Origin of the sequence: Candidatus Frankia nodulisporulans (assembly GCF_902806475.1) — a bacterium.
Lineage (GTDB): Bacteria > Actinomycetota > Actinomycetes > Frankiales > Frankiaceae > Frankia > Frankia umida.
Window position 1 is genome coordinate 1 of sequence record NZ_CADCWS010000121.1, and the last position, 12,188, is coordinate 12,188.

General features: G+C 71.2%; 10 protein-coding genes. 3 read left to right on the forward strand and 7 right to left on the reverse strand.

Going from position 1 to position 12,188, the window contains the following annotated elements:
* Positions 1 to 180 precede the first annotated feature (180 nt).
* On the reverse strand, positions 181 to 987 hold the full coding sequence (locus G6R24_RS12460) for a Cof-type HAD-IIB family hydrolase (RefSeq protein ID WP_163549417.1): 807 nt from the start codon (positions 985 to 987) through the stop codon (positions 181 to 183).
* 77 nt (positions 988 to 1,064) lie between these two features.
* Here G6R24_RS12460 and G6R24_RS12465 point away from each other — a divergent pair, with 77 nt between their 5' ends.
* Both G6R24_RS12465 and hisG read left to right on the forward strand, forming a co-directional pair.
* Entirely contained in the window at positions 1,065 to 1,439 is a 375-nt protein-coding gene (locus G6R24_RS12465; protein ID WP_163549418.1) for a phosphoribosyl-ATP diphosphatase, read from the forward strand.
* A gap of 40 nt (positions 1,440 to 1,479) precedes the next feature.
* The gene (gene hisG, locus G6R24_RS12470; RefSeq protein WP_163549419.1) at positions 1,480 to 2,328 is read left to right on the forward strand and encodes an ATP phosphoribosyltransferase; all 849 of its coding nucleotides are present in this window, start codon (positions 1,480 to 1,482) and stop codon (positions 2,326 to 2,328) included.
* Between the two features lie 122 nt (positions 2,329 to 2,450).
* Here the strand turns inward: hisG and folE are convergent, their stop codons facing one another.
* From folE to dacB, 5 genes are all read right to left on the reverse strand, one after another.
* Positions 2,451 to 3,185 carry a GTP cyclohydrolase I FolE gene (gene folE, locus G6R24_RS12475; protein WP_225438453.1) on the reverse strand — a complete coding sequence of 245 codons (735 nt, stop codon included), beginning with the start codon at positions 3,183 to 3,185 and terminating at the stop codon, positions 2,451 to 2,453.
* The gene (gene ftsH / locus G6R24_RS12480) at positions 3,185 to 5,371 is read right to left on the reverse strand and encodes an ATP-dependent zinc metalloprotease FtsH (protein ID WP_163549420.1); all 2,187 of its coding nucleotides are present in this window, start codon (positions 5,369 to 5,371) and stop codon (positions 3,185 to 3,187) included. Before ftsH ends, folE begins: the two co-directional genes overlap by 1 nt.
* A gap of 216 nt (positions 5,372 to 5,587) precedes the next feature.
* Positions 5,588 to 7,648, reverse strand: a complete 2,061-nt coding sequence (gene hpt / locus G6R24_RS24515; protein WP_476727353.1) for a hypoxanthine phosphoribosyltransferase — start codon at positions 7,646 to 7,648, stop codon at positions 5,588 to 5,590.
* Between the two features lie 55 nt (positions 7,649 to 7,703).
* Entirely contained in the window at positions 7,704 to 8,822 is a 1,119-nt protein-coding gene (locus tag G6R24_RS12500; RefSeq protein WP_163549421.1) for a zinc-dependent metalloprotease, read from the reverse strand.
* Positions 8,823 to 8,926: 104 nt separating this feature from the next.
* A complete protein-coding gene (gene dacB, locus G6R24_RS12505; protein WP_163549422.1) occupies positions 8,927 to 10,348 on the reverse strand; it encodes a D-alanyl-D-alanine carboxypeptidase/D-alanyl-D-alanine endopeptidase in 1,422 nt (473 codons plus the stop codon).
* Positions 10,349 to 10,875: 527 nt separating this feature from the next.
* On the opposite strand from dacB, the gene G6R24_RS12510 reads away from it, so the two are divergent.
* Positions 10,876 to 11,409 (forward strand): inorganic diphosphatase, encoded by a 534-nt coding sequence (locus tag G6R24_RS12510; protein WP_163549426.1) that lies wholly within the window; start codon positions 10,876 to 10,878, stop codon positions 11,407 to 11,409.
* Positions 11,410 to 11,779: 370 nt separating this feature from the next.
* Here G6R24_RS12510 and G6R24_RS12515 read toward each other — a convergent pair.
* Positions 11,780 to 12,188 (reverse strand): site-specific integrase (locus G6R24_RS12515; protein WP_163549423.1); only part of this gene is annotated, 409 nt, incomplete at its 5' end.

The window sequence follows — 12,188 nt, forward strand, 5'->3', positions numbered from 1 at the left end:
TGGTCTCGACGGACGTCCGGCGACATTTGCCGGTGCTTTCCGACGGGCATCCGGTGGCCGGTCGTGAATCCTTTTTAAAAGCAGGATCTTCCAGCTGTTATGGCAATCTGGTTGATGTGGTGGAAACGGGCCTCGACTTCTCGTTCCCGGACTTCCGGCGGCCGGTGAGAAGGCGCGGGTTCACCCGTCGGCCGGATACAGCCGTTCCAGGACGAGCGCCACGCCGTCCTCGTCGTTGGACGCGGTGATCTCGTCGGCGGCGGCCAGGACGTCCGGATGGGCGTTGGCGACCGCCACCGCGTGCCCGGCCCAGGCGAACATCGGCAGATCGTTGGGCATGTCACCGAAAGCGATCACGTCCGCGGCGGACAGCCCTCGTCGGGCCGCCAGCTCCGCCAGCGCCACCGCTTTGGACACCCCGGCTCCGGCGATCTCCAGCAGGTCCACGCAGGACGTGGTGACCACCGCCTCCGTGCCGGCCAGGGCGAGAATCGCCTCGTAGACCTCGGTGAAGGGCAGCCCGCCGGCCCGGCGGACCAGCAACTTCGTCGCCGGCAGCGCGGTCAGCAGCTCGGGGTAGGCGCTGACCAGCTCCTCGGGATCGGGCCACATCGTCTCGAAGGCCGCCTCCCGGCCGAACCTCCCGCCGCTTTCCACCGCGAAGGACGCGTCGGGCACCGCGGCCCGGATGCCGTGCGCGAGCCGCAGCGCGGTGGCGACGGCCAGCTGGCGCTGACTGACGGTGACACCCGCATCAAGATCGAACACCAGGGCGCCGTTGGCGCAGATCGCCAGGCCGCCGACCGCGGCCTGGGTGGCGATGTTCGCCATCACGCGGCTCGGACGCCCGGTCACGAACACGACGGTGGCACCGTGGTGACGCACCCGCCGCAGCGCCGCGCGGGTGCGCGCCGAGACGGACCCGTCGCTGTGAATCAGGGTTCCGTCGAGGTCGGTGGCGACAAGGGCGGGCGGGGACACAGTCATCCAGTCAACAGCATTCGCGCCGGCCGCGGGCCCGACGAGACGGATTGACGCGGGCGGGCGCAGGTAGCATGCCGGTCATGGTTCCTGCCGATCGGCCCGGCTCGTCGCCGTCCGCGTCCGTCGACCGGTCCGCGGTGGGCGACAGCGCCCCCGCCGCGGCGACCGCCGGAACATCGCACGCATCACGCGGAAAAACATTTGACGAACTCTTTGTCGAGGTCGCCGGTAAATGGCAGCGACGGGAGTCCGGTTCGAGTACGGTCGCCGCGCTCGACCGGGGCGTTCACCATCTGGGTAAGAAACTGGTCGAGGAGGCCGCGGAAGCCTGGATGGCAGCCGAGCACGAAGGCCGGGAGCGGGCCGCCGAGGAGATCTCCCAGCTGCTCTACTGGAGTCAGCTGATGATGATTTCCCTGGGTCTTTCCCTCGACGACGTATACTCCCACCTGTGAACATCTCCCGGTGCATTCCTACAGACACTGAGTAGTGGCCATGCTTCGTATCGCGGTGCCCAACAAGGGGTCGCTGTCCGCGGCCTCCAGCCAGCTCCTGGCTGACGCCGGCTATGAGGCCCGGCGCGAGGCCGCGGAGCTCGTGGTCCTCGACGCCGAGAACGACATCGAGTTCTTCTTCCTGCGCCCGCGTGACATCGCCGTCTACGTCGGGTCCGGGCGGCTCGATCTCGGCATCACCGGCCGCGACCTCCTGCTGGACAGCAACGCCGCCGCGGAGGAGCTGCTCCCGCTCAGCTACGCGCACGCGACCTTCCACTACGCCGCCCCCGAGGGCGAGTATCCGGACACGGACCATCTGCAGGGCAAGCGGATCGCCACGTCGTTCCCGGCGCTCGTACGGGCCGACCTCGCCGGTCGGGGCATCACCCCGGCGGCCATCGTCACGTTGGACGGCGCGGTGGAGACCGCCGTGCGCCTCGGGGTGGCCGACGCGGTGGCCGATGTGGTGGAGACCGGGCGCACGCTGCGGGCCGCCGGGCTGGAGCTGCTGGGCGAGCCGGTGCTGCGCTCAGAGGCGATCGTCATCGTCAAGCGCGGGTCGACGCTCTCGGCGGCCCACGAGCGGCTGCTGCGTCGGGTGCAGGGCGTTCTCGTCGCCCGCCGGTACGTGATGATGGACTACGACGTGCCGACCGCGGTGCTGGAGAAGGCCTGTGAGATCACTCCGGGCTACGAGTCGCCGACGATCTCCCCGTTGCAGCGGGAGGAGTGGGTCGCCGTCCGGGCGATGGTGCTGCGCGCCGATGTGAACCGCACGATGGACAACCTGTGGGATCTGGGCGCCCGCGGCATCCTGGTCTCCGGCATCCAGGCCTGCCGCCTGTGACACACGGCTGGTCCTGACACACCGCCGACAGCCCGCGCTCCGCGGGCGGTGAGCCGGCGGCGGGGAAGACGTTCTCTCGCCCGCGCCGCCGGCTCACCTGTCGTGCCTGGTGCCTGTTGTGCCTAGTGCCGGCCGCCGCCGCGCAGGATGAGGGACATGCCCTCGCTGCGGGTGGCGGTGCTGAGGAACTGACCGCGCACGGCCGAGGTGACCGTGGTCGCGCCGGGCTTGCGTACACCGCGCATCGACATGCACAGGTGCTCCGCCTCGACGACGACCATCACCCCGCGGGGTTCGAGGACGTCGACCAGGGCGTCGGCGATCTGCGAGGTCAGCCGCTCCTGTACCTGCGGGCGCCGGGCGTACAGATCGACCAGGCGGGCCAGCTTCGACAGGCCGGTGATCTGGCCCCGGTTGTTCGGGATGTAGGCGACGTGCGCCTTTCCGGAGAAGACGACCAGGTGGTGCTCGCACAGCGACGAGAAGTCGATGTCGCGCACGAGCACCATCTCGTCATGGCCCTCGTCGAAGACGGTCGTGAGCACCTCGGCCGGTTCGCGACCGAGGCCCTCCACCGCCTCCCGGTAGGCCCTGGCCACGCGGTCCGGCGTCTTGCGCAGGCCCTCACGGTCCGGGTCCTCACCGATGCCGATGAGCAGCTCGCGCACCGCTCGGGCCACCCGGTCATGGTCGAAGGGGCGGACCTGGCGGGGCCGGCCCCGATCCCGCACCTGCGCGGCGGTGAGCTCGCCCGCCACGATGCTCCTGGGCGTCACCGCGCTTCCGGCGGCCGTCGGGCCCGGGTCGAGCACTTCGGCGTCGACCGAGGCCAGCCCGTTGGTGGAGTCGGACGTCATCAGCGACGTCTCCTCTCATCGTCGCTCGGCCAACTCGGCGGAGCCCAGGGGTTCGCGATCCGCGGCTGCCCCTCCGGAGCGGAACCGTCACCAGCGGGGGGCGAACCGAGGGGACCCTGGGGATAACCGTGACCCCCGGGCCCGCCATTCCCGCCATTCCCGCCATTCCCGCCGTAACCCGGACCGCCGTTGCCGCCGTAGCCCGGACCACCGTGCTCGGCACCACCACCGGGACCGGGGCCACCGGTAGCAGGGCTCGGGTCCTTGACCAGGTCCGCCACGCTGCTGGGAACGAGACCCAGCTCGGCCGGGGTCTGCACCGGCGGCCGGTCGGACGGAATTCGCCGACCGACACCGGTGTAGATGCCGCGCACAGGGCGCTTCTGCACCGTGGCGAAGATCTCCTCGACCTGGTCCTTGCTCAGGGTCTCGATGTCCATCAGGCGCAGCACCAGGTTGTCCAGAACATCCCGGTAGGTGACCAGGACCTCCCATGCCTCGTCGTGGGCGGCCTCGATGAGCCGGCGCACCTCGACGTCGATCTCGCTGGCGACATCCTCGGAGTAGTCGCGCTGATGCCCGACCTCCTTGCCGAGGAACACCTCGCTGTTCTCGGTGCCGAACTTGATCGCCCCGAGCCGGTCGCTCATCCCGTACTGGGTGATCATCGCCCGGGAGATCTGGGTGGCCTTCTCGATGTCGTCGCTGGCCCCGGTGGTCGGGTCGTGGAAGACGAGTTCCTCGGCCGTGCGCCCGCCGAGCAGGACGGCGAGCCGGTCGAGCATCTCCGACCGGGTCGAGAGGTACTTGTCCTCCAGCGGCAGTTGCATGGTGTAACCCAGTGCCCGACCGCGCGGCAGGATCGTGACCTTGTGAACCGGGTCGGAGTTCGGCAGCGCGTGCGCGACGAGGGCGTGCCCGCCCTCGTGGTAGGCGATGCGCTTCTTCTCCTTGTCGCTCATCGCGCGGGTCTTGCGCTCCGGCCCGGCCATCACCCGGTCGATCGACTCCTCGAGCAGCGCCGAGGAGATGAACTTCAGGTTGGACCGGGCGGCGAGCAGCGCCGCCTCGTTCAGCACGTTGGCGAGATCCGCACCGGTGAAGCCAGGCGTGCGCCGGGCGATGACGGTCATGTCGGCGTCCGGCCCGATCGGCTTGCCCTTGGCGTGCACCCGCAGGATCGCGGTGCGCCCGAGCAGATCCGGCCGGTCGACGACGATCTGGCGGTCGAACCGGCCAGGCCGCAGCAGCGCGGGGTCGAGAATGTCCGGGCGGTTCGTCGCCGCGATGAGGATGACCCCACCCTTGACGTCGAACCCGTCCATCTCGACGAGCAGCTGGTTGAGGGTCTGCTCGCGCTCGTCGTGCCCGCCGCCGAGACCCGCCCCGCGGTGGCGGCCGACGGCGTCGATCTCGTCGACGAAGATGATCGCCGGGGCGTTGGCCTTGGCCTGTTCGAACAGGTCACGGACCCGGCTCGCACCGACACCGACGAACATCTCGACGAAGTCGGACCCGGAGATCGAGTAGAACGGCACCCCGGCCTCACCGGCGACCGCTCGGGCGAGCAGCGTCTTACCGGTGCCGGGCGGGCCGTAGAGCAGAACACCCTTGGGGATCTTCGCGCCGATGGCCTGGAACTTGCCCGGGTTCTCCAGGAACTCCTTGATCTCCTGCAGCTCCTCGATGGCCTCGTCCGCGCCGGCGACGTCGGAGAAGGTCGTCTTCGGCGTGTCCTTGCTGACCAGCTTGGCCTTGGACTTGCCGAAGTTCATGACCCGGTTGCCGCCGCCCTGCATCTGGTTCATGAAGAAGAACAGCAGCAGGACCACGAGCAGGACAGGCAGGAGGTTGAGCAGCAGCGAGACCAAGATGTTCCCGCGGTCGACCGACACGTCGTAGGCGACCCGCTTGTTGCGCAGTTCGTTGGCGAGGTTGACGCCCTGCTCACTGACGTAGGACGACTCGTACTTCTTGCCGTCCTTCGTGGTGATCTGGATGAGCTGTTTGGAGTCCTGGAGCTTGGCCTTCGTGACCTGGCCGTCGTCGATCTGCTGCTGGACGAAGTTCAGGTCGCGCTTGCCGTACTCACTGGGGCCCGACAGGACACCGGTCGTGAGGATGATCACGAACAGGACCAGGAGCAGCAGTGGTACCCAGCCGCGGAAGATTCTTCTTGGAGTCATCTGTCTGGAGCACCGGACACGAGCGCTCCGCCCTCCTGACGTGTGTACTGCCCTCGATCGGGATTCCCTTGTGCCGAGGGTACCGCCGGTGCGCGTGTCTCACCGCGCGCACATCCGACCAACGGATCGGCGGCCGGCGCTGTTCCGAGTGACGGGATGGTCGTTGTGAGTGACGCCACGGTGGTTTCGGGGTGGTGTCGCGGTCGGGTGGTCCGGTCAGCTCGGCGCGCCACGTTCGATGGCCGCGGGAGTCAGGGTGCCCACAAACGGCAGGGTCCGATAGTACTCGGAGTAATCGAGTCCATACCCGACGACAAAGGCGCTGGGAATGTCGAAACCGACGTAGCGCACGTCCACGTCGACGGTGATCGCCTCGGGCTTGCGGAACAGCGCCAGCACCTCCAACGAGGCCGGCCCCCGCGACCGCAGGTTCTTCAGCAGCCAGGACAGGGTCAGCCCGGAGTCGATGATGTCCTCGACGACGAGGACATCCCGGCCCTCGATCGAGCGGTCCAGATCCTTGAGGATGCGCACCACGCCGGAGGAGGACGTCGAGGACCCGTAGGACGAGACCGCCATGAACTCCATCGTCAACGGGACGTGCAGCGCCCGGGACAGGTCGGCCATGACCATCACGGCGCCCTTGAGCACCCCGACGAGCAGGATCTCCCGTCCGGCGTAGTCGGCGTCGACCCGCGCCGCCAGCTCCGCGATCTTCGCCGCTATCTCGGACGAGGACACCAGCACCTCGTCGATATCGGGATGTCCGCTCCCGGGATGTCCGTTCTCGGGATGTCCGTTCTCGGGATGTCCGTTCTCGGGATGTCCGTTCTCGGGATGTCCGTTCTCGGGATGTCCGTTCTCGGGATGTCCGTTCTCGGGATGTCCGTTCTCGGGATGTCCGTTCTCGGCGGTTGTTGTCGCGACCTGACTCACAGGATCGTCCTCCTCCGGGTACGCCGGCTCCTGGTCTGCTGACAGGTCCGGGTCTCCTGACAGGTCCGGGGTGCCCGGCAGGTGCTGGTTCCCCGGCGGGTGCGGGTCCGCCGCCGAGGGCCATCCCGCGGCCGAGGGCCATCCCGCCACCGCCGAGTTCCACCCCGTCGGCGCGGGTGCGGGAACCCGCGGGCCGGTCAGGGTGATCCGGTCGTCCCAGCGGCGGGCGAGCACACCGGTGGGCAGCGGCACCGGCTTCTGGCCGCGCCAGCGGGTGACGAGATCCTCCACCGCCCAGACGTGTTCGGCGCGTAGCGCCGACGCCGACGTCCCGACCTCGAGCGCGGCCCGGCGCAGCAACCGACCACGGATCGCCGTGGGCAGCGCGGCCAGCGCCGCGACCGTGAAGGTGACCTGACCACGCCCGGTCCCGCCGACCTGACCGGCCTGGTCCGGATGGGGCCAGTCGTGACGGGCCTGGTTCTCGTCGGCGCCGTGGCTGGCGAGCGTGGCGTAGACCGCCGCGGCGGCGGAGTCCAACGCATCCGCGTCGGCCCGGAGCAGGTCGGCGCCGCGGGCCAGGGATTCGGTGATGCCGGGGCCGAGTTCGGCCTCCAGCAGCGGCAGCACACTGTGGCGGACCCGGGACCGGGCGAAAGCCCGCTCGGCGTTGCTCGGATCGTCCCAGAAGGCCAGGTCGAGTGCCTGACAGGCGGCGCGGGTGTCGGCCCGGCGCAGCCCGAGCAGCGGGCGCCGCAGCAGCCCCAGCCGCGGCCGCATCCCCCCGAGCGAGCGGGCACCGGCGCCCCGGGCCAGCCGCAGCAGGACCGTCTCGGCCTGGTCGTCGAGGGTGTGCCCGAGCAGGACGGCGCTGGCGCCGAGCCGGGCCGCCGCGTCGAGCAGTGCCACGCGGCGGGCGTCCCGGGCCAGCCCCTCGGAGCGCGCGGTGTGCGCGACCACCACCTCGGCCGGACGAAGGTCCAGGTCACGCCCGCGGGCGGCGACCTGCTCGGCCCGGGTCGCGGACCCGGCGTCCCAGCCATGGTCGACGATCAGCAGACCGGCCCGCAGCGCCCGGCGTGGTGCGACGAACGCGAGTGCGGCCGCCAGCGCCCAGGAGTCGGGCCCGCCGGAGCAGGCGGCGAGCACCAGCGCGCCAGGTTCAAGATCATCGATGGCTGTCCGTACCGCGAGGCGCACCGCGGCGACCGCCGGATCGGGCCCTCGCGTGGCGCGACCGCCCGAACCCGGGTGCCGCGGGTTGGTCGTCCGCTCGCCGGATACCGGTGCCGAGAAGGGCACCGGCCCTGGCGGGTCGCCGTCGGCGAGGGCAGCGGTCACCGACACCGCCGGTTGGCACTGCCACCGGCACCCAGGTGCACGCGGACCGACCGGCTCACGCCGAGATGGACGGGCGACTGCCCAGGACGCGTTGCATCCACGCGGTCGGATCGGTGAGCTCCGCCCGGGTCGGCAGGGTCGTCGGGGACTCCCAGACGACGTTGAAGCCACCCACCCCGGCCTCCGAGACGACGGCCCGCACGAAGGCGCCACCCTGGCGGTACTGCTGCATCTTGAGGTCCAGGCCGAGCAGGCGGCGGACGAAGCGGTCGATCGGCGAACCGCCGTCACGACGGCCCTCGAACCGCGAGCGGATGTCGGCCACGGTCGGCACGACCCGCGGCCCCACCGCGTCCATCACCTGGTCGGCGTGCCCCTCGAGCAGGGTCATCAGGGCCTGGAGCCGATCGAGCACGGCGCGCTGAGCGGGGGTCTGCAACGCCTCGACGACGCTGGGGCTGTCGGGCCCACGGTCGAACACGGCGCCGCGCACGGCCGTCACGGCCGAGCGCACCCGGTCGGCCAGGACGTCCGGGTCCAGGTCGGTGGCCTGGATGAACGCCGAGATCTCGGACTCCAGGTGGCCGCGCAGCCAGGGGACGGCGGTGAACTGGGTGCGATGGGTCTGTTCGTGCAGGCAGACCCACATCCGGAAGTCCCGCGGGACGACGCCCATCGTCGCCTCGGCGTGCGCGATGTTCGGCGCGACCAGGCTGAGTCGACCGGTGGCCGTGGACACCCCGTCGGCACCGACGAGCCCGTCGGCCAGGTACTCCTCCGGGGGGAGGAACACCTCGAACTGCCCGAGCACCTTGCCGGCCAGGTAGGCCAGAGCCGTGCCCAGCTGGACGCCGGTGACCCGACGCCCGACGGCCGCGGAGAACCGGCCCCGCTCCTGCTCGGAGAGCTTCGCCAGCAGCGGGGTGGTGAGCACCCGCAGGCCGGCGACGTTGGACCGCACCCATTCGGGCCGGTCGACGACGTTGATCGGGGTGACCGCGCCCGCCGGCGACAGATGGGTGTAGTCCTCCACGTGGCGCTCGGCCTCGACGGCGAGGCGCCGCAGTTCGGCGACCACGTCGGCGGCCTGCTCCCGGGTGATCTGCGGGCCGGGGCGGACCAGCTTCTTCGCCGTCGTCACGGCGAGTTCCCAGTCGACCAGCTCGGCGTCCACGAAAACGAGCGTACCGGGCCCGCCCATGGTCTGCCGCCGCGTCGGGTCAGCCCGTCCCACGAAGCCCGCCTCACGGGCGGTTCCGGCCACCCCGTGGGACGCGGCTAGCGCACCGGTGGGTTGCTGACGGTGGCCGGCGCCGGGCGGCAGCCGCAGCCGGCCAGGGCCGAGGTGACCCGGTCGAGCGCGGCCTTGGTCGTACTGGCCTCCTCGGCCGGCGACAGGAACGCGAACAGCAGCAGGCGACCGTCGGCGTCGACGACATCACCGGCGATACCGGTGACATTGCGCAGAGTGCCGGTCTTGGCGCGGACCTGCCCCGCCCCGGCGGCGCTGTCGGGGGTGGCGTACCGGTCGGCCAGGGTGCCGGAGAAACCGGCGACGGGCAGCCCGGTCAGCAACGAGCGCAACGCCGGACGATCGGTGCTGCGCGCGCCCAGGCGCAGCAGGGTCACCAGGGTGGCCGGTGGAACCCGGTCGTTGGTCGACAGACCACTCACGTCCGAGATGGCCGTGCCGGTGCCGGGGATGCCCAGCTCGGCGAGGGTGGTCGTGACGGCCCGCGTCGCGCCGTCGAACGACGCCGGCAGACCCCGGTGGCGGGCGAGCAGCCGGCCGAGGCTTTCGGCCAGGTCGTTGTCCGATTCGGCGAGCATCTTCTCGACGAGCAGCCGCACCGGGGGACTGTCCACCGTGGCGATCCGACGGGCCGTCGGATCGGCGGTCCCCAGACCCATCGAGGCGACCTGGATGCCCGCGGCGGCCAGCGCCCCCGCGAACACCGTCGTCGCCGTGGCGGCGGGCTGCGGGGAACGCGGCCCGGTCGCGCCGGGCGCGGCCCGGCCGGCGTCGACGGTGAGGGCGGACACCGGCTCGACGTCGCCGTCGGTCACGTAGTTGTCGCGCCAGCCGGGTGCCCGGTCCGGGCCGGTGAACAGCGACGCGTCCCCGAGGAGCCGGGCGACGGACGTGATGCCCGCCGCCCGGACCTGGGTGACCAGATCGGCGAGCCGGGCGGGCGCCGGATAGACACCGGGACCGATCGTCGGTGCCGCCGTCAGCGTCGGATCGCCGCCGCCGACGAGCCACAACGTGCCGCCCGGGGCCGTCGGCGCGCCGCCGGCCGGCGGGCTGTAGACCACCGTGGTGCGCAGCCGGGTATCGGGGAAGGTCGCGAGCGCGGCGGTGGCCACCGCCGTCTTGAGGGTGGACGCCGGCATGGCCGGTTCCTGGCCGCGCACGTCCAGCAGCACCCGGCCGGTCAGCGCGTCGACGACGTAGGCGGCCGGCCCGGCCAGCAGCGGATCGCTCAGGCTCGGACCGAGCCGGGCGGCGACGGCCGCGGGATCGGCCCCGGGCGCGGCCGGGTCGAGCCCGGCGAGCGCGGCGACACCGGGGCGCCCCGGCCCGGCTCCCGGTGGCGCGGCGGAGCCGGCGGTGGGGGCGGCGCTCAGCGAGCCCGCGAGCAGGGCTCCAGCGATCGCGGTGAGCCCCCCGACCCGAGTGGCGGACGCGGCTGACGTCACAGCTGAACACTACGCAATCGGCCCGGGCCCGACCCGCCGACTGCCCGGGAGGGTGAGCGATGGGTCGCCTGCCCGGACACGCCCGGGTGCACGCGGGTGCACGCGGAGTGCGCCGTGACGTCCGCAGTGGCGGATGCCCGGTCGCTGTGTCACCGTATGGCGCGAGGTCACCGTATGGGGTGAGGTGGTAGTCCGCCCCCCGGGAGCGGGCCGTCGGCGGGTGCCCGATGCACCGGCCTGTGGTCCGGGTCCAACCGCCGTCCTCACCGTCGTTGGTGTCGGCGTGTCGCCGCATCATGACAGTGGACCGAGGAACGACCGGTGCAGCTGTGGCGATGCTGACCGTGTGGTTCGGGTGGGCGGTGGCTTCCGGGACACTGGGTGAGCCGCGGTCATCGCCCGCGATGCCCGACCGGTGTCGACCGGCTGCCCGGCAAGCCGCCGTGGGCCGGCGCAAGGCAGTGCACACGCGTGCGCCGTCCGGAAGGGTCCGGACGTGCCCGATCATGAAGGAGACAGGGAGCGGAGTGGACCTCGAGTTCGATGTGACCATCGAGATCCCCAAGGGGCAGCGCAACAAGTACGAGATGGATCACCACACCGGGCGCATCCGGCTGGACCGGATGTTGTTCACCTCCACCCACTACCCCTCGGACTACGGCTTCATCGAGGGGACACTCGGGCGGGACGGCGACCCGTTGGACGCGCTCGTCCTGCTGGAGGAGCCGACCTTCCCGGGGTGCCTGGTGCGGTGCCGGACCATCGGCATGTTCGAGATGACCGACGAGAAGGGCCCGGACGACAAGGTCCTGTGCGTTCCGGTCGGTGATGTCCGGCAGGAGCACCTGCGCGATCTGCGTGACCTGCCGGAGTTCGACCGGCTGGAGATCCAGCACTTCTTCGAGGTCTACAAGGACCTGGAGCCCGGCAAGTCGGTCGAAGGCGCGTCCTGGGTGGACCGTGGCGACGCCGAGAAGGAGATCCTGCTCTCGATCACGCGGTTGCGTGAGTCCGAGGAGGCCGGATCGCACGGCCAGGGAGCCGAACCGAAGTCCGCCTGAGCGGTCCCGGCGCGGCGGCGCCTCCTCACACGCTGACCCTTGTCCGGTCGGCCGCCTGGGGAGGCGTCCCATCGTCGTCGGACGGGCAGCCCCGATCCGGCTCTGGCCCGGGCTGTGCGCGGTGGGTCGCCTTCGTGCGCGGTCGCATCGAAGCGGCGGATCGAGAGTTGTTGGCCGTGCCAGCGGCGCGAGCGCACCATCTCGCAGGTGCCCGGCGAAACCGCTGGTAGGACGGGTGTGAGCCGGAGGCGGGGATTGAACCCGCGACCTATCGCTTACGAGCTGGCAGTGTCCGAGCGGTGCGCAGACCTGCGTCGTTGCAGGTCCGCCGCGACCATCCACTGTGAAGTTAGTAGGTCGGTTGCGATCATCAGAACCGGTCGCCAAGCCCGAGCCGGTCATGGGCCTTGCGGGCCCGTCGATCCTGGGCGCTGGCGGCGTACCGGTCGACCATCTGCCGGGACCGCCATCCCATGATGCGCATCAGATCACCTTCGGTGCCGCCGGCTTCCAACCAGTCGTCAGCGAGGGTGTGGCGGAACTGGTGCGGGTGCAGCCGGGGCAGGCCGATCACCGCGCCGCGCCGGTAGAGCATCCGGGCCAGGCCGTCACCACCGAACGCTCGGCGGCCGTTCGACGACAGCCACAGGTTTGGCAGCTTGGCACCGGATTCACGGGCCCGCGCCCGCAGGTACCGCCCGAGCGCCAGCGCCGTGTTGTTGCCGATCGGCACATCGCGCGGCCGACGTCCCTTCCCGATGACGTGAAGAACCTTCGCG

Bases quoted from the DNA above. Each gene is read 5' to 3' on its own strand.
- G6R24_RS12460 (WP_163549417.1), bottom strand. From the start codon at position 987: ATGACTGTGTCCCCGCCCGCCCTTGTCGCCACCGACCTCGACGGAACC.
- G6R24_RS12465 (WP_163549418.1), top strand. From the start codon at position 1,065: ATGGTTCCTGCCGATCGGCCCGGCTCGTCGCCGTCCGCGTCCGTCGAC.
- hisG (WP_163549419.1), top strand. From the start codon at position 1,480: ATGCTTCGTATCGCGGTGCCCAACAAGGGGTCGCTGTCCGCGGCCTCC.
- folE (WP_225438453.1), bottom strand. From the start codon at position 3,185: ATGACGTCCGACTCCACCAACGGGCTGGCCTCGGTCGACGCCGAAGTG.
- ftsH (WP_163549420.1), bottom strand. From the start codon at position 5,371: ATGACTCCAAGAAGAATCTTCCGCGGCTGGGTACCACTGCTGCTCCTG.